Here is a 24,874-nt window from a genome sequence, read left to right on the forward strand (position 1 = left end):
TGCAGCTATGGACAAAGAACCACATATTTCCCGGCGTTTTGAGGATGAACTCCATGAGGTCCACGCTTTAGTGCTCGCCATGGGGGGCGTGGTGGAAGAGCAGATCACGCATGCCGTCAGGGCACTGCAGGAGTCCGATGCCGAATTGGCCCGTGAGGTGATTGGCCGTGACCATGAGGTGAATGGTTATGAGGTGCGTATTGAGGAGGAGTGTATCAATATTCTGGCTATGCGTCAGCCTGCCGCCAGTGATCTGCGTTTGGTGATGACCCTGATCAAGACTATCGCGGATCTGGAACGTATGGGAGACAAAGCCAGTAAAATTGCCGACATGGCCCTAGCCATGGGACACGGTGCGCGTAACGCCAATCCAGCCTTTCTCAGAGATGTGGGCGTTATGGCCGACTATGCCCTGAATATGTTGCGCCGTGCCATGGATGCTCTGGCCCGTGCGGATGCGGAGGAAGCCATCGCCGTCGCCAAAGGCGATGAAGTGCTCAATCAGGAATACCGTTCTGCCCTGCGCCGCCTGATCACTTACATGATGGAGGATCCGCGCACCATCACCCCAGCCATTGATGCCCTTTTTATTGCCAAGGCGATTGAGCGTATAGGTGACCATGCCCGGAACATCTGCGAATATGTTATTTACCTTGCCAAAGGAAAAAATGTCCGACATCTTCCGCTAGACGAGGTAGAACAAAGCATCCAGGGGAAATAGCCATGGCGGAACCCACAGCCACAGCAGAACTCACCAATTTTCTGGCGGCGGTGGATTTGGGTTCCAACTCCTTTCATATGGTTGTTGCGGAAGAGATTGGCTCTGATATCCGTCTGCATGATCGTTTGCGCGAAGGCGTTCGTTTGGCAGCGGGCTTGCGCGATGACGGTAGTCTTGACCCTGCGGTGGAGCAGCGCGCACTGGATTGCCTGGCTCGCTTCGGGCAGCGCCTGCGTGGTATTCGCCCGGAGCGGGTGCGGGTGATCGGCACGAATACCTTGCGCCATGCAAAGGCTGCAGAAGGTTTTGTGCATGCCATTGAAGCGACGCTCGGATACCCGCTGGAAATCGTGGCCGGTCGTGAAGAAGCCCGTCTGGTCTATCTGGGCGTTGCGCATAGCCTCGCGGTAGATGCGAATGAGCGGCGCCTGGTTGCGGATATCGGGGGGGGGAGTACCGAACTGATTGCGGGCCGGGGTTTCACCCCCAATCTGCGGGAGAGCCTGCACTTTGGCTGTGTGGCTTCTACCCGTGCCTATTTTCCCGAAGAGCTGATTACGGTGGCTGCTTGTGAGCGTCTCGAAAAGCGGGTGCGCATGGCGCTAGAACCCATGCTCGATGATTTTCTCCGCCACGGTTGGGATCAGGCGGTGGGTTCTTCGGGTACCATTAAGGCAATTGCTCGTATCCTCGCGGAGAATGGTCAGGGTTCGCGCATCACCCATGTCGGCATGCACTGGCTGCGTGAGCAAATGATACGCCTCGGTTCAGTGCCTGCGCTGACCCAGCTTAGAGGCCTGAAGGCGGATCGTGCTGCCGTTTTTCCGGGTGGCTTCATCATTCTTTTCGCGCTCTTCGAGTCCTTGCGTCTGCAGGAAATACGTTTTTCTGAGGGTGCTTTGCGCGAGGGGGCTATTTATGACCTGCTCGGGCGCATCCATCAGGAAGACACCCGAGAGATGAGCATCCGTGGTCTCCAGGAACGCTTTCACAGCCAGGTGCAGCGTAATCAGGGCGTGGCCCGGTGGGCAGAACACTTTTTTATGACAGCAGCCGCATCCTGGCCACTCCATGGCGGGCATCGGCAATGGTTGCGTTGGGCGGCCCTGACCCATGATATTGGCCTCGACATCGCCCATTCGGGATTTCACAAGCATGGTGAATATGTCTGGCAGAATGCCGATATTGCGGGATTTTCCCGTCGTGAGCAGGGTGTTGTTGCCGCACTTGTACGCACTCAGCGCAAACGCTTGCCGGGTCTTGTCCAATTGCGTGCCATGGGCATCGCGGCTGAAGATGTGGTGGCGTTGCAGCAACTGGCGGTCCTGCTACGCTTGGCTATCCTTTTTCATCGGGGCACGGCACCGCTGGCGGCTCCTCCGGGTTTGACCGTGTCTGGTAAAAAACTGCTGCTGGCATTGCCGCCGCAATGGTCGACAGAAATGCCGCTGATGGCTGCCGATCTGGAGCAGGAGCAGGAATGGGTCACGCCGGATTTTCACCTGCAATGGTAATCCGTTAAACCATTTTTTTAGCGACGCGAGGCGCGGGGTACGCATGTCAGAAGGTTTTGCTCACCTGGCCCTCATTACGGAAACCTATCCGCCAGAGGTGAACGGCGTTGCCCATACGCTGCAGCACATGGTAGAGAATCTCCGCGAGCGCGGTTATCGGGTCACCGTGTTACGCCCGCAGCAGGCGGGTGAAAGGGCAGGGAGTGACCTGTTGCGAGCCCTATCTTTACCCTTCTATCCGCAGGTACGGGTGGGATACTGCCGACCTGGCTATATCGCTCAGCGGTTGCGAGTCTTGCGCCCAGATCTGGTACATATTGCTACGGAAGGCCCACTGGGTCTCGCCGGACTGTGGGCGGCCCGGCACCTTAAAATTCCCGTGGTGAGCAGTTTTCACACAAATTTTGACGGCTATGCCCGGTATTACCGTCTGCAATTTCTGCAGGGGCTGGTGTTGCGCTATCTCCGTAGTTTCCACAACGCCACCCGCAAAACCCTGGTACCCAGTCGGGGGACTTTCGTCCATCTGCGGGCGCAAGGATTCCTTAACCTTGCCATGTGGCGACGCGGCGTGGATACGCTGCTCTTCAATCCGCGCTGGCGCAGCACAGCACTACGCGCGCAACTTGGGTTGGATGGGGATGATGCGCTGTTGATTTATGTTGGGCGTCTGGCTCATGAAAAAAATATACCTGTTTTAATGAATGCTTACGAACACTTGCGGAAAACTTGGCAGGGGCCGGGCAAATTGCATCTCGCCCTGATCGGAGACGGGCCCCTGGCGGCCAGTCTCACCCGGCTGCGCCTCGCTGGTTTTTCCCTAGAGGGCATACAAAAAGGTGATAATCTGGCGCGATGGTATGCCAGTGCGGACTTGTTCTGTTTCCCTTCCTGTAGTGAGACTTTTGGTAACGTCGTGCTGGAAGCTATGGCCAGTGCCCTGCCGGTATTGGCCTATGACACCTCCGGCGTCAATGAACATTTCCGTTCGCCAGATGAAGGTGTCCTGCTGCCCTTGGAGAGTGATTTTGCCGACGCCATAAGTAATCTGCTTATGGATCGCGTGCGGTTACGGGAAATGGGCCGGCGTGCCCGGCAACGCGCAGAAGGACAAACCTGGACACATATTTTCGATGCGCTCCTCGGAGAGTACCGGAATAGCCTGGAGAAAATTTCTTGAGCCGCCCTAAAACCCAATTTGTGTCTGCAGCACCTTTGCCATCGTTGCGCAGCTCGGAAACGCTTCTGGCAGGAAGGGGGAGGATGCAATCATTGATGTGATCAACGAGGTGCTGAGCTGGTTGCATCTTCAACCCATTACGTTAGCGGTGATTATTGCCTTCCTGCGCCAGTATGGTTACTGGATCCTCTTTGCTGGCACCCTGCTGGAAGGGGAGGCTGTGGTGATTGTTGCCGGTGCCCTGGCGCATGCCGGCGTCCTGGATCTTCGCATGGTGATATTCATCTCCTGGTTGGGCAGTACCCTCAACGATCAAGTGCTTTACCAGCTCGGTTATCGTTATGGTGAACACCTGCTGAATATTCTGCCGCGCTTTCTGCGTCGCCATATAAATCAGGCCGAAAGCTTGATTCGTCGCTTCGGTGACTGGGTGACATTGTTGTTCCGCTTCATTTATGGCACACGTACCATCACTCCCATCCTCTTGGGAGTGCACCGCTACCCGGTACGCCGCTACTTATGGATGAATCCGCTGGCGGCAGCGGTATGGGCGGCGGCCATCGCCGGGGTCGGTTATGTCCTCGGCGCCTCACTGCAGAGCCTGTTGCAAGGCGTTCAGCATGTGCAGATCATGCTGCTGCTGTTATTGATTGCGGGGGTGGGGGGGTACTGGTGGTGGCATCGGCATGGTGAATAACGTGCTGTGGCCACATCATGGCGGGTAAGACGGGCACCGTATGCGCTGAACTGCATGGCGATTTGCTAGAGAGCCCGGTTTTATGCTAAAAAGCGCTGGGCTTCGGCCTAAATACTCACACACACCGATCCAGGTCAGCTGGGTGTCCGCGAGGATGGCTGCTTGAGGTGTGTGGCGGATCATAACCCTTGAAAACTGGAGAAACCCTTATGAGCAGCAATGTAACCATGCGCGCCCTATTGGAAGCTGGCGTCCACTTTGGTCATCAATCCCGTTACTGGCATCCGAAGATGGCGCCGTATCTCTTTGGTGAGCGTAACCGCATTCACATTATCAACCTCGAGCATACCCTGCCGATGCTGCGCGCCGCGCTGAGCTTTGTTGAGCAGATTTCCCGCAAGCATGGCCGTATCCTTTTTGTCGGCACCAAGCGCCAGGCACGCGAGGCGGTCGAGCAGGAGGCCCGCCGCAGCAACGCCTTCTTTGTCAATCAGCGCTGGTTAGGTGGTACCCTGACGAACTTTAAGACCATCCGTCAATCGATTCGCCGCCTTGACGAACTGGATCAGATGGCCGCCGACGGCACCATGGAAAAGCTGACCAAGAAGGAAGCGCTCACCCTGACCCGCGAGCGCGACAAGCTGGAACGTAGCCTCGGCGGTATCAAAGACATGAACGGTCTGCCGGACGCTATTTTTGTGATTGATGTCGGTCATGAAAATATTGCCGTGCTGGAAGCCCGAAAGTTGGGTATCCCGGTGATCGGCGTGGTGGACAGCAACTGTGATCCACTGCTTATCGACTACCCCATCCCCGGTAATGATGACGCCACCCGCGCCATTCGTCTGTATGCCTCGCTGGTGGCCGATGCCGTTCTCGATGGTCGTCAGGGTGGTGAATCTGCGCTGCTCGACGAATTTGTTGAGGTGGACGAAGAAACGATCGAAATCGGCGCCGACTAGAGCATTCACCAGAATCTAAGGAGCTTTCATGGCTATCAGTGCACAACAGGTCAAAGAACTACGCGAGCGCACCGGCGCTGGCATGATGGAATGTAAAACGGTGCTGACCGAAGCCGATGGTGATTTGGAGGCCGCTATCGACCTCCTGCGCGCGCGCGGTCTGGCCAAGGCCGATAAAAAGGCGGGTCGGGTCGCTGCGGAGGGGGTCATCGTCGTGGCCCTTAGTAGCGATCAGAAACGGGGCATCGTGCTCGAAGTGAACTGCGAAACCGATTTTGTGGCCAAAAATGAAGATTTCCTGGGCCTGGCGAAAGATTGCGCCGGCCAGGCCTTGGCGCAGGGATTCAAGGAAGTGGATGCCTTACTGACCGATGCGAGTGTGGAAGAGCGTCGCAAGGGACTGGTCAGCAAGCTTGGCGAGAACATCAGTTTGCGCCGTCTGCAACATCTGCAGGTCGAGGAGGGTGTGATCGGTGCCTATGTTCATGGCAGCCGCATCGGTGTGCTTGTAGCCTTGGAAGGTCAGGCAGCTACCAGCGAACTCGGTCGTGATGTGGCCATGCATGTGGCGGCAGCCCGTCCCGAGGTGATCCACCCCAGTCAGGTTTCTCCCGAGCGTCTGGCCCGTGAGAAGGACATTCTCATTACCCAGGCGGCAGACAGCGGTAAGCCTGCTGACATCATTGAGAAGATGATCTCTGGACGTCTGAATAAACTGCTCAATGAAATCGCGCTCACCGGGCAGCCTTTCGTCAAAGATCCCGACCGCAGCGTCGGACAACTGGTGCAGGGTTTTCCCGGTGTCGAAGTGCTGGAGTTCGTGCGTTTCGAGGTGGGAGAAGGGATCGAGAAGGCCCCCGCCACGGATTTTGCCACCGAGGTTATGGCGCAAGTCCGGGGGTCCTGAATGACAGCGCCCTTGTACTCCCGCATTCTCCTCAAGCTGAGCGGGGAGGCACTCATGGGCGACGGTCAGTATGGTGTGGACCGTGAAGTTGTGCAGCGTATGGCACGGGAAATCAAGGACGTCTCTGATACCGGGGTACAGATTGCCATCGTGATTGGTGGTGGCAATATTTTCCGGGGCATGGCCAAGGCGGCTGAAGGTATGGACCGCGCCACCGCCGACTATATGGGCATGCTGGCGACGGTCATGAACGCGCTTGCCGTGCAGGATGCCCTGGAACATCTGGGTTTGCCAACCCGGGTGCTGTCGGCGTTGCATATTGAGCAAGTGGCGGAGCCCTATATCCGGCGGCGGGCCATCCGTCATCTGGAGAAGGGGCGAGTCGTGATTTTTGGTGCCGGTACCGGTAATCCCTTTTTCACTACCGACACGGCGGCCAGTCTGCGTGCCGTGGAGATCAATGCCGAGGTGGTGCTCAAGGGAACGAAGGTCGATGGCGTGTATACCGATGATCCGGTTACTCACCCTGAGGCCATGCGCTACCGGGAACTGTCCTATGGCCAGGTGTTAGAGCAGAATCTGCAGGTTATGGATGCAACGGCCATCACCCTTTGCCGTGATAACGACATGCCGATCATCGTTTTTTCCATCAATAAATCCGGCGCTTTGATGCGGGTGATGCTGGGTGAAGAGGAAGGCACTTCCGTGCGCAGAGAGATTGCATGAGTATTCAAGAGATTAAAAAAGATTCCGAAACCCGGATGAAGAAGAGCATCGAGTCTCTGAAGGGGGAACTCACCCGACTGCGGACGGGCCGGGCCAGTGCCGGCCTGCTTGACCATGTGCAATTGGACTATTATGGGTCACCGACACCCTTGGCGCAGGTTGCTTCGGTTTCGGTCGCCGATGCTCGGTCGCTGCTGGTCACGCCGTGGGAAAAAAACCTGATTCCCAAGATTGATAAGGCGATCCGTGACGCTGGCCTAGGGCTGAATCCGGTGGCGGGTTCGGATAATGTGCGGGTTCCACTGCCCGCACTCTCCGAAGAACGCCGCAAGGAAATGGTCAAAGTGGTTCGGCAGGAGGGTGAGGGGGCGCGTGTAGCCATTCGCAATATTCGTCGCGACGGTATTTCTCAGGTCAAAGAACTGCACAAGCAGAAAACTATTTCGGAAGACGAAGCACGGCGCGCCGAGGAAGAATTTCAGAAACTGACGGACCGCTTTATCGATGAGGTGGACGCGGTAGTGGAGGCCAAGGAAGCTGACCTCATGGAGGTCTGACTCATGCCTAGCGCTGATGAAACCGTGCTCGCTTTGCCACGTCATGTTGCCGTCATTATGGATGGCAACGGTCGCTGGGCTCACCGCCAGTGTTTGCCGCGGGTGGCCGGCCATCGGCGCGGTGCGGAAGTGGTGCGGGAAATGGTGCAGTCCTGCGTGGATATCGGTATTCCTTACCTGACGCTTTTTGCCTTCAGCACCGAAAACTGGCGGCGTCCGGCCCTCGAAGTACGTTTGCTGATGAACCTCTTCCGTCTTTTATTACGGCGAGAAGTCCGTAAACTCCATGAGAATGGCGTTCGCCTGTGTATCATCGGTGATCGCAGTGCATTGGAGCGTGACATACGGCAGCTCATCGAAGAGGCTGAGGCGCTCACCTGCAACAATAAGCGACTCCAGCTCAATCTTGCGGTGAATTATGGCGGACGTTGGGATATTACGCAGGCAGCGTGCGCGGCCATGGCGGCAATACAGGCGGGAGAATTCGCCCTCGAAGACCTCTCTGAGGCACATATTGCCCGGTACCTCAGCCTGGCGGATATCGCCGAGCCCGATCTGCTGATTCGTACCGGTGGCGAAGAGCGCATCAGCAATTTCCTGGTTTGGCAGTTGGCTTATACCGAGTTTTATTTTTGTGATACGCTTTGGCCGGATTTTGACCGTACGGCTTTGGAGCATGCCCTGCATTCTTTCGCACATCGGCAACGGCGCTTTGGACGTACGGGTGATCAGGTGCTGGAGGGCGATTGCTTCGCCAGAGACTGATTACGGCCTCCCTATTATTCCTGCTGATTCTTGTGCTGATTTTTTGGGCACCTTATTGGGTTTTTCTTGTTTTTCTCATGTTGCTGGCGTTCCTGGCAGGACAGGAGTGGGGACACCTCAGTTTGATAGCTTGGCCAAACGGACTGGCCTTGATGTTGGCGGCGCTGCTTCCGATGCTCATCTTCTCGCAGCATCTTCCTTGGTCAGCGTTGGCACAGGGCAGCGTGATCTGGTGGGCACTGCTTGCGGTGTTGCTGATGCTGATGCCGCCTTCTCGGTTACCCGAGGCCGCGACCTGGCAGCGCACGGTGAGCGCTATGGCGATCTTTCCTGTGCTTCTGCCTGCCTTGCTGTTCAGTTTGTCCCTCCAGCAACGTGCCCCACGGTTTTTGTTATGGGTGATTCTGATCATCAGTGTGGATGACGCGAGTGCGATGATTTTTGGTAAAATCTGGGGGCGTCATCCATTAGTGCCACGTATCAGCCCTGGCAAGACCTGGGAGGGTTTATTGGGCGGCTTGCTTGCCAGCGCCATTATGGGCACACTGGGCGCTTGGATGTTGGTAGGCGCGGCAGTCTCGAGTCTTCGTTCCGGCGCCGTTTTGGGCTTGATTACGGGCATCTTCGCGGTCTTGGGCGATCTTGCCGAGAGTTTTCTGAAACGCCGCGCCAATTGCAAAGATAGTGGCCAGTTGTTGCCAGGACACGGTGGCTTGCTGGATCGCTTGGACAGCATGAGTGCGGGTATTCCGGTGTTTGTAGCCGGGCTTTATTATCTGGGTTGGTGGAAATGACACGCGGCATCTGCATACTCGGGGCTACAGGCTCCATCGGCAAGAGCACCCTGGATGTGGTATCGCGCCACCCCGATCAATTCCGGATCGTTGCGCTTACCGGTAATCATCGTGTCGCTGCAATGCAGGCACTCTGTGAGCAGCATCACCCTGAACTGGTGGTGATGGCCGCTCCGGAGGCCGCGCAGCAGTTGCGCGTTGCCCTGCGTGATGCGGGTTTGAAGCATATCCGTGTGGAAAGCGGTCGGGAGGCATTGGCAGAGGCAGCGCGTATGCCAGGTGTCGATGAAGTGATGGCGGCTATTGTGGGCGCCGCCGGCTTGTTACCGACCCTGGCGGCGGTGGAGTCTGGCAAAAAAGTCTATCTGGCCAACAAAGAATGCCTGGTAATGGCGGGTAGCCTGTTCATGGAGCGGGTGCGGCATCATCAGGTGACGCTGCTCCCCATCGACAGTGAGCACAATGCTGTATTCCAGTGCTTTGCCGAAGGCAAAGGCGTGCGCCGCATTCTGCTGACCGCCTCCGGGGGACCCTTCCGGGCCTGGCCTGTCGAGCGTCTGGCGGCGGTAACGCCGGATCAGGCCTGCGCCCATCCCAACTGGGTTATGGGCCGGAAAATCTCCGTAGACTCCGCGACCATGATGAACAAGGGGTTGGAGGTCATTGAAGCGCATTGGCTCTTTAATCTCCCGGCATCCCAGATTGATGTATTGATCCACCCGCAGAGCATCATCCATTCCATGGTGGAGTACGTGGATGGCTCCGTGCTGGCGCAACTGGGTAACCCTGATATGCGCACCCCTATTGCCCATGCCCTGGCTTATCCGGAGCGCATGGAAAGCGGGGTTTCATCGTTGGATCTGGCGCGTGGGCCGGACCTGCAGTTCGAAGAGCCGGACTTACAGCGTTTTCCCTGTTTGGCTTTGGCGTTCAATGTGTTGAAGGTTGGCGGTGCCGCAGCGACCGTGCTCAATGCGGCTAATGAGGTGGCGGTACAGGCCTTCCTGGAGGGTGCCCTGCCGTTTTCCCGTATCGCAGCCGTCGTTGAAGACACGCTCAGCGAATTACAGCCTGCCGCTCCCGATCATCTGGATGCTGTGCTGGCCGTTGATCAACTCGCACGGGAAGCCGCAGTCCGCCATCTTCGTCGGCACAGGTCGGGTATGCAGTGATTTTCCTGAGAACAAATGCAGATTTTTGAGACCATAGGAGCCTTTATTCTGGCTATCGGTATCCTCGTGCTGATCCACGAATCGGGCCATTTCGCGGTCGCCAAATCCATGGGTGTCAAGATACTCAAGTTCAGCATCGGCTTTGGGCCGACACTGATCAGCCGCCGTTGGGGACGGGATCAGACGGAGTATGTGATTGCCGCACTTCCTCTGGGTGGCTACGTCAAAATGCTCGGCGAACAGGAGGGTGAGCCAGCCTCGGTTGAAGACCGTAAACGGGCCTTTGATAAGCTCTCGCCCGGTAAACGCTTTTTGGTTGCCCTGGCGGGACCGCTGGCTAACTTCTTGTTTGCGGTCGTGGCTTATGCGGGGGTGGCGTGGCTCGGTATCCCGGGATTGGCACCCATCGTTGGTCCGGTTCAGGACCATTCTCTTGCGGCTCAGGCGCAATTGCAGCCGGGGGAACGTATAGCGATGATCGATGGGCGGCGTGTCTATACCTGGGAGGATGTGCGCATGAGGCTCCTCTCCGCGGCGATTGCACGCACTCCGGTGACCTTGCAGACGACGCGCGGTGACGGTGCTCGGGTGATGATCCACATGCTGCCTCTGCAGACGCTTACCGCTGATGCGGTAGGGCCAGACTTTATCAGTAAAGTCATCGGGATGGAACCTTACCTGCCCGCTGTCATCGGTGCTGTAGAGCCGCATGGCCCGGCCCAACTGGCCGGCCTGCGGGCAGGAGACCGCATAGTTGCCATCGATGGTCACAGGGTCCCCGGCTGGGAGGGCTTGGCCCGGTATGTCGAATCGCACCCCGATAAAGTGATTCAGCTGCGTTATGTGACGGCGCAAGGACTCGCAAAAGTCGTAAGTCTCACCCCACAGATGTTTCTCGACAAGGCCGGAAAGCCGATAGGCCGTATCGGCATCATCATGGCACCTCTCCCCAAAAATCTGATTGTCCTGCGCGAGCGAGGTCCCCTGGAGGGCTTGATCTATGGGGTGCGAACCACGTGGCAAATGTCGCGTATGACCGTGGAGATGATCATGCGTATGGTGCAGGGTTTTGTATCCCCGGATAATATCAGTGGTCCGCTTGCCATCGCGGAATTTGCCGGGCAGTCGGCACAAGCTGGTCTGGCGCCATTTTTGTCTTTTCTCGGGCTGATTAGTATCAGCCTGGGGGTGCTTAATCTTCTACCCATTCCGATTCTGGATGGGGGCCATCTGGTGTTTTACGCCGTGGAGATGGTGCGTGGTAAAGCACTCCCTGCGGTGGTGGTGCAAAAAGCGCAGCAGATCGGTATAGTGCTGCTTCTGATGCTTATGTCCTTCGCCTTCTACAATGATATTATGAGATTGTTGACACCGTGAAAAAATTTAGCCTCAGTTCGGCATCCCCCGTTTTTCTCGCCGCGAGTGTGGCTTGTGTTAGCGCCGTTTGGGCGGCACCAGCCTGGGCATTTACGCCCTTCACGGTCAAGAATATAGAAATTCGTGGTCTGGAGCATATCGCGCCAGGTACGGTCTACAACTACCTGCCTATCCATATCGGCGAGCAGGTGGATGACCAGAAGGCGCAGCAGGCCATCAAGGATCTCTATTCCACGGGATTCTTCAAGGATGTGACCATTGCCCGTTCTGACGACAATCTTCTGGTCATCGTGCAGGAGCGGCCCATCATTTCCAGCATCAAGATGGAGGGTATCAAGGCCTTTTCCAAGAGCGAGGTGAATGGCACGCTCAAAGGAGTCGGTCTGGTGGAAAGGCATATCTTCAATCGCTCGATTCTTGATCAGGTGGTGCATGGTCTGCAGGAACAGTATGAAGGCATGGGCTATTACAACGCCAAGATTCATGCGCGAGTAATAAAGTTGCCGCGCAATCGGGTGGCCATCCATATTGACGCAAAGGAAGGCGAGCAGGCGACCATCAAGCAGGTGACCATTGTCGGTAATCATGCCTTCAGTGAAAGCCGTCTGCGCGGCCTTTTCAGCATCGGCGCGCCGGATGCGTTTTCCTTCTTTAGCAAAAACAATCGTTATTCCCGTGAAAAGCTTATGAAAGGCCTGGAGAAACTCCACAATTATTATCTGGACCGGGGTTATCTGAATTTTGATGTCGAATCGAGTCAGGTGCAGGTAACGCCGGACCGGCGCTTTGTGTATATCACGGTCAATGTGCATGAAGGGAATCTCTATCATATCCAGTCGGTGCATCTGAGTGGTGATTTGGTCGTGCCAAAGCCGGAACTCGAAAAACTGATGGAGATCCGGGCGGGCGACGTGTTTTCCCGCGCTAAGATCAATGACACCAATAGTGCCATTGCGGAAAAGCTGGGAAACCTGGGCTACGCTTTCGCCAATACCACGCCAGTGCCCAAAGTGGACGCAAAAACCCACGAAGTGGCTCTGAATTTTGAGGTGAACCCAGGTCGTAAGGTCTATATACGCCGCATTGAAATCACTGGTAATGACAAAAGCCGGGACTACGTGGTTCGGCGTCAATTCCGGCAGATGGAAGGCGCGCTTTATGATGGCGCGCTGATCCGGCGCTCCAAGCTGCGTCTGCAGCAGACCGGTTTTTACGACAAGATCAACACCAAAACCGTACCCGTTCCGGGGCATCCTGATCAATTGGATCTGGATGTCGATGTGAGCGAAAGGCCGACGGGTAGTTTTAGTATTGGTGTTGGCTACTCCAATGCCCAGGGTATCCTGTTCAATGGTTCGATCAGTCAAAACAATTTTATGGGTACGGGTAACGCGCTGTCTTTCTCGGCGAATGTGGGTGGTTTGGGGACGGCGTACAATCTCTCCTTTACAGACCCGTATGTTACGCCGGACGGCATCAGTCTCGGCTTCAGCCTATATCGGAACAACACCAATCTTTCCATTCTGTCCGTAGCCCCCTATCAGGAAATTGATTACGGCGGAACTGCCACGCTGGGTATTCCAGTGATGCAGTATATCTATGATTATATGTCGTTGGGTTTCAGTAATACAACAATTAATCTCTTTGCTAATCCGCCAGCAATTTACTCCCAATATGTCCAGACATTTGGTAACACAGCCACAGCGCTGACGGTTGGAAATGCCCTGACTTTTGACAGCCGGAATTCACCGATATTTCCCACTAAAGGTTTCTACGGAAGTCTGGCGCTGAAGGCTGCGGTGCCCCCCGCGAAACTGCGCTGGTATAAGGCGGAGATTAAAGCGGACTATTATCATCCCATTACTTCCTGGCTGACGGGTGGATTGAGTGGGCGCTACGGCTTTATCAACGGCTATGGCGGGTTAAGTGTGCCATTCTTTAATAACTACTATATGGGCGGCCCGACCACCTTGCCGGGTTACCAGACCTATTCGTTGGGACCACAAGTGGGTGGCTACCCCGTAGGCGGTACTCGTGAGTTGCTGTTTAATGCCAGCCTGTATTTCCCGCTTCCGGGCCTCGCAGATAACAATAATTTCCGGATGTCTCTGTTTGCGGCCAGCGGATGGGTTTATGGTGTTAACTCGGATGCCAGTGGAAATAACTACTCATACAACAATCAGTATTTCCCGAGTTTGGGCCAAATGCGGACGACGGTGGGTGTCGGTTTCCTGTGGATCAGCCCGATGGGACCTCTGCGCCTGTCTCTCGCCGTACCACTCAATAGGCATCCGAACGATTTGACCCAGCCTTTGCAGTTCACCGTGGGTAATAATTTTTGATAGTGTGGCGTTAGGATATGAATTGGCAACTGCGCATTGGGGTCGTTCTCCTGTTGATGCTGACTTCGGCGGTAGCGTGGGCAGCCCCACTGAAGATCGGCTTTGTGGATCTCGATCGCGCATTGCGCGAACTGCCCGAGGCGCAGGCAGGCGCGACCAGCCTCAACAAACAGATAGCGGCTAAGCAGAAGGAAATCGAGGCGAAACGCCAACAGGTCAACACCTTTCAAAAGACCTTGGAAAGAGATTTTCCGCATCTGACCAATGCGCAAAGGCAGGAACGAGAGGCACGATTGCAAAATATGATCCTCAATTTTCAGCAGTTCCAGCGGCAGGCCCAGGATGGTTTAAACTATCAACGTAATCAGATTCTGAAAAACATACAGGATCAACTGGTCAAAGTGGTGAGCAGAATTGGGCGTGCCGGGCACTATACGGTTATCCTCAATGATAAGTCTGTGCTTTATGTGAATGGCGCCATTGATATTACCTCGCAGGTGGTGGCGGCGATGGCGGCCAAACCTCCTTCTGATAAAGTGAAGGGTGGTAAATAGCGTGGCGCATGGCTTGTATCTCCTCGGTGATCTTGCACAGGTAGCTGGCGCTCAATTGCGTGGCGACGCTGGATACCAGATTAGTGCTGTGGCGCCTCTCAATACGGCCAGCAGTGCGGACCTTACTTTTTATCAGGACCCGCATTTGCGAAGTCTGTTAAAAGCGAGTAGAGCGGGAGCAGTGGTAATTACTCCGCAGGATGCGGAGGATTTTGTCGGCAACTGCCTGTTGACGGACAATCCCTATGCGGCGTTTGCGCGGATCATGCAGCACATCTATCCGCAGGACACCCTTCAGCCTGGGCTGCACCATACGGCGCAACTGGCGCGAGATGCGCAGGTGGATCCCGGTGCCCGCATAGATGCCTACGTGCAGATAGAGGCCGGAGCGGTGATCGCCGCGGGTGTTTGGCTGGAGGCCGGCACCTTTATTGGTGCGGGCGTGGCGGTTGGGAGGGGGTCACATCTTTACCCCGGTGTTAAAATTTATGCGGGCTGCAAGTTGGGCGCCGATTGCATCCTCCATGCGGGTGCGGTGATCGGTGCCGATGGTTTTGGTTTTGCCGAGGCGGATGGCCGGTTTCTGAAGATACCGCAGGTGGGTCGTGTGCTCATTGGAAATGACGTGGAGATTGGTGCCAACTCTTGCGTTGACCGTGGCGCGTTGGCCGACACGGTGATTGAAGACGGGGTAAAGATAGATAATCTGGTGCAGATTGGGCACAACGTCCAGATCGGTGCGCATACGGTTATCGCCGGACAGACTGGTATCGCGGGAAGTACGCGGGTTGGCCGTCATTGCCGCATTGGTGGTCAGGTGGGGATTACCGGTCACATAGAAATTACCGATGGCTGTGTGATTGCCGGACAGAGCGCGGTGACGCATTCCTTGCATCGTCCTGGTGTTTATTCGGGGGTGATCCCCGCACAGGAAGTGAACCGCTGGAGACGGATCGTCGCGCGTCTCAACGGGCTGGACGCACTGTTCCGTCGGGTGCAGCGAATCGAGCGTGAAGCCGGGCAGGATTTATCTACAAACGGGGAGCCATCTGATCGTGAATGAGCTGAATATTCAGGATATTCTTAAACGCTTGCCACATCGCTATCCATTTTTGCTGGTGGATCGGGTGGTTGAAATGGAGATAGGGAAGCGTTTGCGCGCTTTGAAAAATGTCACCATGAATGAGCCGTATTTTCAGGGGCATTTCCCGGGATTTCCGGTTATGCCGGGGGTGCTCATCATTGAAGCGCTTGCCCAGGCTGCGGCTCTTCTCGCCTTTGTCTCCGAAGACAAGTATGGCGATAACGCGGCGGTTTATTTTGCCGGGATCGATAAGGCACGTTTCCGCAAGCCGGTGACGCCGGGTGATCAGTTGGAACTCATCGCCAATGTAAGTCGTCGGCGTTCCGGTATGTGGCAGATGGAAACGATGGCACTGGTCAATGGGGTGGAGGTCGCCTCTGCGTTGCTATTGGCCACATTGCGTGAGCATGCCCAATGACTGCACAGATTCATCCGCAGGCTATCGTTGATCCCTTGGCACGGATCGGCGAGGGTTGCGTAATCGGGCCTTTTGCGGTCATTGGTGCAGATGTGGAGATCGGCAATCACTGCCAGATCGGTGCGCATACAGTCATTGAAGGTCCTAGCCGCTTGGGGGCCCATAACCATATCTTTCAATTTGCATCTGTGGGCACTGCTCCCCAGGACCTTGGCTATACGGGTGAACCTACCGCGCTCGAAATCGGCTCGCACAATACGATACGCGAGTTTGTCACCATCAATCGCGGCACCGTGAAAGGTGGTGGGGTCACGCGGATTGGCAATCACAATCTCCTCATGGCCTACTGCCATGTGGCGCATGACTGTTGTATTGGCGATCAGGTGGTGATGGCCAATGCTGCAACACTCGCCGGTCATGTCAGTGTCGAAGATCACGCCATCCTCGGCGGATTGTCGGCAGTACATCAGTATGCGCGGGTAGGGGCACATGCGATTCTCGGCGGCGGTACCATGGCTCCGCTAGATATTCCGCCCTTTATGATGGCGGCGGGTAACCATGCCAGATTGCATGGGATTAACGTTCGCGGTCTCGCGCGGCGGGGTATTTCCCGGGAGACTATCCTACAGATTAAGCGGGCTTACCGCCTACTCTTCCGTTCTGGGCAACGTTTGGAAGGTGCCATGGATGAAGTCTTGCAACGTGGTCTGAACGCGCCTGAAGTGGCCTATCTCCTGGACTTTATCCGCAGCAGCAAGCGGGGAATTACCCGGCCATGAAAAACATGAGAACCGGTGTTATCGGCGTGGGTCATCTGGGTCGTTTCCACGCTCAGAAATATGCCGCGCTTTCGCAATTTGTGGGTATTTTTGATCAAAATGCCGAGCACGCTGCAGAGGTGGCGGCAGAGCTGGATTGCCAGGCTTTTTCCAGTGTCGGCGCGTTGCTGGCCGAAGTGGATGCGGTGTCCATTGCCACCCCCACCTCCACCCACTTCGCTGTGGCGGAAGCGGCCATGCAGGCAGGTGTGCACTGTCTGGTCGAAAAGCCTTTTACCCTGGATACCGAAGAAGCGGATACACTGATCGGCATGGCGCAGGAACGTCACTTGGTGCTGGCCGTCGGCCATATCAAACGGGTGCATCCGGCGATTCAGCATTTGCGCCAGGCGGGCTACGGAGCGCCTCGCTATCTCGAAGCGGAACGTCTGGCGCCCTTCAAGCCGCGCTCGCTGGATATCGACGTGATTATGGATCTGATGATTCATGATCTGGATCTGACATTGCTGTTGACCGGTGCTGAGCCGGTGGATGTGCGCGCTGTGGGTGTCGCGGCAGTGACGGACAAGGCGGATATGGCCAATGCCTGGATGACGCTGAACAATGGCACGGTGGCCAACCTGGCGGCCTCCCGGGTGGTGCGGGAGCCAGCACGGCGCATGCGTATTTTTTGGCAGGATCGTTATGCCTCGGTGGATTTTCTCAACAACACCCTGCATATCTACCATCGCGGTGCGGGAGCTGTGCCGGGAATTCCCGGTGTGCGTGATGAGGCCGTGGAGTTACCCAAACGGGATGCCCTGGCGGCGGAGATTGAGGATTTTCTGAACGCCATCGTGACGCACCGGCCGGTGTTTTGTGATGGCATCGCGGGTCGGCGGGTGTTGGCGGCGGCGCTGCAGGTGCGGGTGGCCGTGGAGGCTTTTCTACAGCACTGAGAGGCATACTGGTGCTGGTCTTGACGTTTTTTGGACGGTGATGCATGACGCAAAATACAGCAATTCCCATGGTCGATTTGCGCGCGCACTTTGCGCCACTGCGGGATGAGATTCTGACGGGGATAGGGAAAATTCTGGAAGAGGCCAGCTTTATTCTGGGAAATCATGGACGTGCGCTGGAGGCGGAGGTGGCGGGACTCTCCGGTGTTGCTTGCGGTGTAGGCTGCGCTTCCGGTACGGATGCCCTGATGCTGGCTCTGCGTGCCCTGGGGATTGGTCCCGGCGACGAAGTGATCGTCCCTGCCTTTACGTTCATTGCGACTGCGGAAGCCGTGCTTTATGTGGGTGCTACGCCCATCTTTGTGGATGTGGATGATCGTTTTTACGCCATGACCGTTGCCGGTATCGAGGCCGCGATTACGCCGCGGACCAAGGCGATCATCCCCGTACATCTCTACGGCTTGCCCGCCGATATGCCTGCCATCATGGCGCTCGCTCAGAAGCATGGTTTACGGGTCATTGAGGATTGTGCCCAAGCCATTGGCGCCGAAATAAACGGACAGCGGGTAGGAAGCTTTGGCGACCTCGGCTGTTTTTCTTTCTTCCCCAGTAAAAACCTCGGTGCTGCCGGGGATGGTGGAATGGTGGTGACGGCGGATGCGGAACTGGAACGTAAACTGCGCGGATTGCGCAACCATGGTTCCTGGCAAACCTACCACCACGACGTGTTGGGCTATAATAGCCGCCTCGACGAAATGCAGGCGCTGATTTTGCGGGCGAAGTTCCCGTATCTGGCGACTTATAACGCTGGACGGCGGCAGGCGGCGGGGTGGTACGCCGAACATCTGGCGGGTCTCGATCTACAGTTGCCTGCGGTGCCGGTGGGCTATCACCACGTCTTCCACCAGTTTACCATCCAATCGGATGCACGGGATGCGGTCAAAGCGGCACTGCATGCGGAGGGCATCGCCAGTGCTATCTACTATCCCATTCCGGGGCATCGGCAGAAGATGTTTGCGCATCAGCCCCAAGCCCGTTGTCCGGTGGCGGAGCGTCTGGCGGAGCGGGTGCTCTCGCTGCCCATGTTCCCGGAACTGCGTGAAGAGCAGATTGCCAGGATTGCTGCCGTGATCCGTCGCACCCTGCACGGCTAGGACCTTGGGCAAGGCCTTTATGCTCGCGGTAGAGCGTTCCGGCGAAAATCTCGGGCTGGAAATCATGGCGAATGCAGCGCAGGCCGGACTCGCTCTACAGTGGTCGGGGGTGGTTGGATCCCGCCTACAGGCTGCGGGGGTGCAGAATATTGCCGATGGTGAAGTCTTGGCGATGATAGGGTTGGTCGAAGTTTTGCGGCACTACCGCCGCCTGCGCAGGCTCTATGGGCAGATTCGGCAGCATCTGCAGGCGGAACGGCCGGATTGCGTGGTGTTGATCGACCATCCGGCGTTCAATCTGCACATTGCCAAGCTGGCTAAAAATCTGGGCATTCGGGTGCTCTATGTGGTAGGTCCACAGATCTGGGCCTGGCGTTCGCAGCGGATTCATCAGATCAAGCGCGTGGTGGACCACATGCTGGTGCTTTTTCCCTTTGAAGTGCCCATTTATGCACAGGTGGGGGTGCCGGTGCATGTGCTGGCACATCCACTGTTGGCGCAGACTGCAGCAGTGCCCAACCGGGAAAGCGCGCGGGCGGCACTGAACATGGCGGCAGATGGCCGGGTGCTTGCGCTTTTACCCGGGAGTCGGCGTGGTGAACTGGAACGACTGGTATTGCGTTATGCCGAAACGGCTCGCCGCTTGCGCGAACAGATGCCGGATCTGCGAATTCTGGTGGCTTTGGCCAGGGAGGAGTTACGCCCCCTCTGGGAGCGGCTCTGGAAACAAGGTGCCGGGCCGAAAGATGCACGGCTGGTGGTCGCCCAGACTCAAACTGTGCTGGCGGCCGCCGATGTGGTGCTGGTCGCCTCCGGTACCGCCACCCTGGAAACCGCACTCATGCAGCGCCCGGCGGTGGTCGTCTATATTTTGAACGCACTCACCTTTGCTGTTGTCCGCAGGCTGGTGAAGACACCCTTCGTGGCCATGCCCAATGTTCTACTGAAAAAATCCGTGTACCCGGAATTTCTCCAGGAGGCATTCGAGCCCGCGCAAGTGGCGGATGCCCTAGCCGCACTTTTGGGTCCGGCAGGCCCCGTGCAGGTGGCAGAATTGCAAAAACTGCGCGGTTTGCTGGAAGGCGATCCCCCGGAGCAATTGCAGCAGGTACTACGCGAGATGCTGACGTGAAGCCGGTCGTCCTATGAAAAACGCACCGGACCTGGAACACTGGGGTCCCCAGTGTGCCGGAGTGGATGAAGCGGGGCGGGGGCCGCTTGCCGGGCCGGTGGTGGCGGCAGCGGTGATTCTGCGCGCCCCCCTCCATGGCCTGAATGATTCCAAGAAAATGACGGCAGTGGCACGGGCGCATTGGGCTGCCCGTATCCGCAGCGAGGCCCTGGCCTGGTCGGTGAGCCGGGCTGCGGTTTGGGAGATAGAACGCTACAATATTTTACAGGCGTCTTTGCGGGCCATGGCCCGGGCGGTTGCGGGCCTGCCCCGGCGACCTCAGCGGATTATTGTCGATGGCAACCAGTCACCCCCCGGTTGGCAGGTAGAGACGCGGGTGGGTGGCGACGGTCAGGTGGATGCGATCGCTGCCGCGGGTATTCTGGCCAAAGTAGCGCGGGATGAGGAGATGCTCTTGCTCGACAGGTATTATCCCCAATACGGATTGGCGCGACATATGGGTTATGGCACTGTGGTGCACTTGGCTGCCCTGCGGCGCTGTGGACCCTCGGTCCTGCACCGGCGTGGTTTCGCTCCTGTGGATCGGGCTTGGGCGGCGGTGCAATGAGTGCCCCCCGCTTTGTCCATTTGCACGTACACTCTGAATATTCCTTGGAGGATGGCATTATTCCGGTGAAGGCGCTGGTCAGGCGCTGTGCGGAGCGGGGCATGTCGGCCGTAGCGATCACCGATCATGGCAATCTCTTCGCCCTGGTCAAATTCTACAACGCGGCCCGGAGTCTGGGTGTCAAGCCCCTGATTGGCAGTGAAATCTGGGTGCATGATGCGGCAGATTTAGATCGGCCCGCCGGTCTGGTCCTGCTGTGTATGAATAAAACCGGCTACGGCAATCTCAGTCGCTTGCTCAGTCGGGCTTACCTGGAGGGTAGTCGCCACGGACGTCCACAGATCGACGCGGTATGGCTGGAAGGCGCGAGTGACGGTCTCATCGCGTTGTCTGCGGCAGGCCAGGGGGAAATCGGGCGTGCCCTGCAGCGCAATCCCCAGCAGGCGGAAAGCCGAGCACGATACTACGCAAAGCTTTTCCCCGAACGTTTTTATCTGGAAGTGCAGCGCAATGGCGAGGTTGGGCAGGAGGCGCTGGTACAGGCCACGGTGCTGCTCGCAGGAAAACTGGATTTACCACTGGTGGCCACCAACAATGCACACTTTCTGGATGCGGCGGACTTTGCCGCTTTCGATGCGCGGCAGTGTATTTCGGCGGGTTTTACCCTGGATGACCCACGCCGTCCCCGCCGTTTTACGCCGGAACACCGTCTGCCAGGCCCCGAAGAAATGCGAGAGCGTTTTGCGGACCTGCCGGAAGCATGCGACAACACCATCGAAATCGCGCGACGCTGTAATATGGAGCTGGTGTTAGGCCAGTATGCGCTCCCGGACTACCCCATTCCTGCCGGTCAGTCCGTAGATGAATATTTGCATGATGCGGCGCAAAAAGGTCTACAGGAACGTTTGCAGGAACTGCATATCACCGGCGACGCCACGCCGCCTTATCATGAACGCCTGTTGCGTGAGGTCAGCGTCATTCAGCAGATGGGCTTCCCCGGTTATTTTCTCATCGTTGCGGATTTCATACAGTGGGCAAAAAATAATGGCGTCCCGGTAGGGCCGGGGCGTGGCTCCGGTGCCGGATCGCTGGTGGCCTATGCACTGCGGATCACCGATCTCGATCCCATTGGCAATGGCCTGTTGTTCGAACGCTTTCTCAACCCCGAGCGTGTTTCCATGCCTGATTTCGACGTGGATTTCTGCATGGATCAGCGTGACCGCGTGATTCAGTATGTGGCCGACAAATACGGTCGCGATCGGGTCGGGCAGATCATTACCTTCGGGACGATGAAGGCGCGGGCGGTGGTACGTGATGTCGGCCGGGTGCTGGGTTTGCCTTACGGCTTTGTCGACCAATTGGCTAAGTTGGTGCCGGGCGATCTGGGTATGACTCTGGCGAAGGCCCTGGAGGAATCCGAGGAACTGCGCCGCCGCCAGACCGAGGAAGACGATGTCCGTGACTTGTTGGACATCGCCCTGCGCCTGGAGGGCTTGCCGCGCCACGCCTCGACCCATGCGGGTGGCGTGGTGATTTCCCCGGAACCGCTGGCCGACCGCCTGCCGCTCTTTAACGACGGCTCCGAAGGGGGGGGCAACGTCACCCAGCTCGACAAGGATGATGTGGAGAAGATGGGACTGGTAAAGTTCGACTTTCTCGGGTTGCGCACCCTGACCATCATTGATATGGCGGTCAAACTCATCAATGCCGATGCGGCGGCGACGGGGCGCGCACCAGTGAATATTCAGCAATTACCTTTAGACGATGCGGCGACTTTTGCCTTGCTCAAATCCACCGAGACGGCGGCGGTCTTCCAACTGGAGTCGTCTGGCATGCGTGATCTGGTGCGGCGTCTGCAGCCTGACACCTTTGAAGATATCGTTGCCCTCGTCGCCTTGTTCCGGCCCGGACCACTGCAGTCAGGCATGGTCGATGACTTCATCGCCCGTAAACATGGCAAGGCGCAGGTAACTTTTCTGCATCCCGACCTGGCGCCGATTCTCGATGAAACCTATGGGGTGATTGTTTATCAAGAGCAGGTCATGCAATCCGCACAGACGCTGGCGGGTTATTCCCTCGGCGGCGCTGATTTGCTGCGGCGGGCCATGGGCAAGAAAAAACCGGAGGAAATGGCCAAGCAGCGCGCTATTTTCCTGGCGGGGGCTCACAAAAATGGTCTGCTAGCGGACCAGGCCGGGGCGATCTTCGACCTCATGGAAAAGTTTGCTGAGTACGGTTTCAACAAGTCGCACTCGGCAGCCTATGCTCTGGTGTCCTATCAGACGGCTTACCTGAAGGCGCACTATCCACAATTTTTTATGGCGGCTGTGTTGACCGCGGATATGGACCATACCGACAAGGTCGTGGCGATGCTTGCCGAGTGTACCCGTATGGGGCTACGGATTGTTCCGCCGAGCGTTCAGCAGGGGGTATTGGAGTTCCGACCGGAGGGGGATGGTGATATCCGCTTTGGTCTGGGAGCCATTAAAGGTTTGGGGCGGACCGCCATTCAGGCGATTCTCGACGCTCGTAGAGAAGGGCCCTTCTTGAATCTTTTCGATCTGCTCTGCCGGGTGGATACCCAGAAGATCAATCGCCGTGCCCTGGAAGCCTTGATTCGTGCCGGCGCTATGGATGACTGGGGTGTGTCGCGGGCCAGCCTGATTGCTTCCGTGGACAGTTGTATTGAAGCAGCGGCGCAGTTTCAGAGCAATCGGGCAAGTCAGCAGGAATCGTTGTTTAGCGGACAGGAAGCATTGCCGGTGGCGCCACCGCCGGTGCTGGCGGAAGCATGGAGCCTCACCGAAACCCTGCGTCAGGAACGGGAGACCCTGGGTTTTTATCTCAGTGGCCATCCCATGGCTAGTCTGCGGGATGATCTGGCGGCACTGGGAACGGTGCCTCTCGGCGACATCTGCAGTGGCACCACGGTGCTGGTGGCTGGGTTGGTGGTGGCGCGGCGCAGCACCCGGACCAAGCGTGGTGATCGTATATATTTCCTGACCCTGGACGACGGTCGGGGGCGGCTGGAGGTTGTCATTTTTGCCGAAGTCTGGGCGCAGGCCGGTAAAGTCGGGGAGGGTGAGGAGCCGGTGCTGATTTTGGGGGAGGTGGGCGAGGACAGCTATTCTGGTGGCTTGCGGCTCAGTGCCCTGCGCGTGCTGGATACGGCGCGGGCGCGTGAGGAATTGGCTACGCAACTGACCCTGGAGCTGGAAATCGCTGCAGAATTGGCTCCCCAAGACCTGCTTGCCGTGCTCCGTAAATACCCTGGCCAAACGGCTTTGCGTCTGCGTTTGCGCGTCGGTGCCGATATTGTCGCGCAATTACGGGTGGCGGAGAGCCTGAGCTTCGCGGCGGGTCCCGCCGCTATCGCCGCCTTGATGGTGCTCGCACCCACCGCGCGCTGGCATTGGGACTATCGGTCGACGACATCCCTCGTCAATAATGTCGTCCCACTGGAGCGTGCCCGATATGGGGCACGCCGCCCGGCCTGAGCGTTGGCCCTGTTCGGAATGATAAGGAGTGAACATGAAAATCAGTTATCTGGACTTTGAACAGTCGGTAGCGGAGCTGGATGCCAAGGTGGAAGAACTTCGCGCCCTGAATCAGCCGGGTATTGCCGATGACATCAGCCGTCTGGAGGTCAAAGCGCGCAAAGAATTGCAGCATATTTACAGCAAGCTTGGTGCCTGGCAGACGGTACAGGTGGCCCGGCATCCACAGCGGCCTTACACCCTGGATTATGTGCAGGCACTGTTCACGGAAGTACAGATACTGGCAGGGGACCGCGCCTTTGCCGATGATCAGGCGATTGTTGGCGGCCTGGCCCGCTTCAGTGGGCAGCCTATCGTCTGGATAGGACATCAGAAGGGTCGCGACACCAAGGAAAAGATTCAGCGCAACTTCGGGATGCCGCGACCGGAAGGTTATCGCAAGGCGTTACGTCTGCTCCGCCTTGCCGAACGTTTTGTCTTGCCGGTATTTACTTTCATTGATACGCCGGGTGCCTATCCGGGTATTGGCGCCGAGGAGCGCGGCCAGAGTGAGGCCATCGCCCGCAATCTCGCGGTAATGTCCGACCTGGCAGTGCCTATTATCTGCACAGTGATTGGCGAAGGCGGCTCCGGTGGGGCGCTGGCGATCGGCGTGGGTGATCGGATGCTGATGCTTGAGTACGGAGTGTACTCCGTCATTTCGCCGGAGGGCTGCGCCTCAATCCTCTGGAAGAACGCCGCCATGGCGGCCGAGGCAGCGGAAACACTGGGTATCACTGCACGTCGTCTGCAAGGAATGGGTCTGGTCGATGAGGTGCTGGCAGAGCCCCTTGGTGGCGCGCATCGTGATCCGGAAGCGGTCTTTGCACTGACCCGCGAGCGCTTCGCCCATCACCTGCAGGAGCTGCAGGCGATGGATACCAGCAAGTTGCTGACCACCCGCTACGAACGCCTGATGCACTATGGAGTCATCGGCGCCGCCTGAGCTGGAGCGACG

General features: G+C 57.3%; 23 protein-coding genes. All 23 read left to right on the top strand.

Annotation, left to right across the window (positions count from 1 at the left end; all coding sequences use genetic code 11):
* Positions 1–7: 7 nt before the first annotated feature.
* Positions 8–721: a phosphate signaling complex protein PhoU gene (gene phoU / locus PJU76_RS04945; protein ID WP_271780733.1), complete on the top strand. Its 714-nt coding sequence runs from the start codon at positions 8–10 to the stop codon at positions 719–721.
* A 2-nt stretch (positions 722–723) separates the two neighbouring features.
* Positions 724–2,235 (top strand): Ppx/GppA phosphatase family protein, encoded by a 1,512-nt coding sequence (locus tag PJU76_RS04950; protein ID WP_271780734.1) that lies wholly within the window; start codon positions 724–726, stop codon positions 2,233–2,235.
* Positions 2,236–2,278: 43 nt separating this feature from the next.
* On the top strand, positions 2,279–3,415 hold the full coding sequence (locus tag PJU76_RS04955; RefSeq protein ID WP_271780735.1) for a glycosyltransferase family 4 protein: 1,137 nt from the start codon (positions 2,279–2,281) through the stop codon (positions 3,413–3,415).
* A 97-nt stretch (positions 3,416–3,512) separates the two neighbouring features.
* Complete coding sequence (locus tag PJU76_RS04960; protein WP_271780736.1) at positions 3,513–4,112, top strand: DedA family protein; 600 nt, start codon at positions 3,513–3,515, stop codon at positions 4,110–4,112.
* 209 nt (positions 4,113–4,321) lie between these two features.
* On the top strand, positions 4,322–5,074 hold the full coding sequence (rpsB, locus tag PJU76_RS04965) for a 30S ribosomal protein S2 (RefSeq protein WP_271780737.1): 753 nt from the start codon (positions 4,322–4,324) through the stop codon (positions 5,072–5,074).
* A gap of 28 nt (positions 5,075–5,102) precedes the next feature.
* Positions 5,103–5,981, top strand: coding sequence for a translation elongation factor Ts (gene tsf / locus PJU76_RS04970; protein ID WP_271780738.1), 879 nt, complete (start codon positions 5,103–5,105; stop codon positions 5,979–5,981).
* Positions 5,982–6,707 (top strand): UMP kinase, encoded by a 726-nt coding sequence (gene pyrH / locus PJU76_RS04975; protein ID WP_064219717.1) that lies wholly within the window; start codon positions 5,982–5,984, stop codon positions 6,705–6,707.
* Positions 6,704–7,264, top strand: a complete 561-nt coding sequence (gene frr, locus PJU76_RS04980; RefSeq protein WP_014028711.1) for a ribosome recycling factor — start codon at positions 6,704–6,706, stop codon at positions 7,262–7,264. The genes pyrH and frr overlap by 4 nt, the downstream gene beginning before the upstream one ends.
* A 3-nt stretch (positions 7,265–7,267) precedes the next feature.
* Positions 7,268–8,029 carry a polyprenyl diphosphate synthase gene (gene uppS / locus PJU76_RS04985; protein ID WP_271780739.1) on the top strand — a complete coding sequence of 254 codons (762 nt, stop codon included), beginning with the start codon at positions 7,268–7,270 and terminating at the stop codon, positions 8,027–8,029.
* A complete protein-coding gene (locus PJU76_RS04990; RefSeq protein WP_271780740.1) occupies positions 8,011–8,823 on the top strand; it encodes a phosphatidate cytidylyltransferase in 813 nt (270 codons plus the stop codon). The genes uppS and PJU76_RS04990 overlap by 19 nt, the downstream gene beginning before the upstream one ends.
* Positions 8,820–9,995, top strand: a complete 1,176-nt coding sequence (gene ispC, locus PJU76_RS04995) for a 1-deoxy-D-xylulose-5-phosphate reductoisomerase (protein ID WP_271780741.1) — start codon at positions 8,820–8,822, stop codon at positions 9,993–9,995. The genes PJU76_RS04990 and ispC overlap by 4 nt, the downstream gene beginning before the upstream one ends.
* Positions 9,996–10,010: 15 nt before the next feature.
* A complete protein-coding gene (gene rseP, locus PJU76_RS05000; RefSeq protein WP_271780742.1) occupies positions 10,011–11,372 on the top strand; it encodes an RIP metalloprotease RseP in 1,362 nt (453 codons plus the stop codon).
* Positions 11,369–13,714: an outer membrane protein assembly factor BamA gene (gene bamA / locus PJU76_RS05005; protein ID WP_271780743.1), complete on the top strand. Its 2,346-nt coding sequence runs from the start codon at positions 11,369–11,371 to the stop codon at positions 13,712–13,714. The genes rseP and bamA overlap by 4 nt, the downstream gene beginning before the upstream one ends.
* Before the next feature lie 104 nt (positions 13,715–13,818).
* On the top strand, positions 13,819–14,268 hold the full coding sequence (locus PJU76_RS05010) for an OmpH family outer membrane protein (protein ID WP_231104529.1): 450 nt from the start codon (positions 13,819–13,821) through the stop codon (positions 14,266–14,268).
* Between the two features lies 1 nt (position 14,269).
* Positions 14,270–15,331, top strand: a complete 1,062-nt coding sequence (gene lpxD / locus PJU76_RS05015) for a UDP-3-O-(3-hydroxymyristoyl)glucosamine N-acyltransferase (protein ID WP_064219710.1) — start codon at positions 14,270–14,272, stop codon at positions 15,329–15,331.
* On the top strand, positions 15,324–15,770 hold the full coding sequence (gene fabZ, locus PJU76_RS05020; protein WP_064219709.1) for a 3-hydroxyacyl-ACP dehydratase FabZ: 447 nt from the start codon (positions 15,324–15,326) through the stop codon (positions 15,768–15,770). Before lpxD ends, fabZ begins: the two co-directional genes overlap by 8 nt.
* Positions 15,767–16,549: an acyl-ACP--UDP-N-acetylglucosamine O-acyltransferase gene (gene lpxA, locus PJU76_RS05025; protein ID WP_064219708.1), complete on the top strand. Its 783-nt coding sequence runs from the start codon at positions 15,767–15,769 to the stop codon at positions 16,547–16,549. Before fabZ ends, lpxA begins: the two co-directional genes overlap by 4 nt.
* Positions 16,546–17,487: a Gfo/Idh/MocA family protein gene (locus PJU76_RS05030; RefSeq protein ID WP_271780744.1), complete on the top strand. Its 942-nt coding sequence runs from the start codon at positions 16,546–16,548 to the stop codon at positions 17,485–17,487. The genes lpxA and PJU76_RS05030 overlap by 4 nt, the downstream gene beginning before the upstream one ends.
* Before the next feature lie 44 nt (positions 17,488–17,531).
* Positions 17,532–18,641: a DegT/DnrJ/EryC1/StrS family aminotransferase gene (locus PJU76_RS05035; protein WP_271780745.1), complete on the top strand. Its 1,110-nt coding sequence runs from the start codon at positions 17,532–17,534 to the stop codon at positions 18,639–18,641.
* Between the two features lie 4 nt (positions 18,642–18,645).
* A complete protein-coding gene (gene lpxB / locus PJU76_RS05040) occupies positions 18,646–19,773 on the top strand; it encodes a lipid-A-disaccharide synthase (RefSeq protein ID WP_271780746.1) in 1,128 nt (375 codons plus the stop codon).
* Between the two features lie 13 nt (positions 19,774–19,786).
* Positions 19,787–20,380 (top strand): ribonuclease HII, encoded by a 594-nt coding sequence (locus PJU76_RS05045; protein ID WP_215850342.1) that lies wholly within the window; start codon positions 19,787–19,789, stop codon positions 20,378–20,380.
* Entirely contained in the window at positions 20,377–23,877 is a 3,501-nt protein-coding gene (dnaE, locus tag PJU76_RS05050) for a DNA polymerase III subunit alpha (protein WP_271780747.1), read from the top strand. The genes PJU76_RS05045 and dnaE overlap by 4 nt, the downstream gene beginning before the upstream one ends.
* Positions 23,878–23,911: 34 nt before the next feature.
* Complete coding sequence (locus PJU76_RS05055) at positions 23,912–24,862, top strand: acetyl-CoA carboxylase carboxyltransferase subunit alpha (RefSeq protein ID WP_064219480.1); 951 nt, start codon at positions 23,912–23,914, stop codon at positions 24,860–24,862.
* Positions 24,863–24,874 lie beyond the last annotated feature (12 nt).

It is taken from the genome of Acidithiobacillus ferriphilus, assembly GCF_028215975.1.
GTDB lineage: Bacteria > Pseudomonadota > Gammaproteobacteria > Acidithiobacillales > Acidithiobacillaceae > Acidithiobacillus > Acidithiobacillus ferriphilus.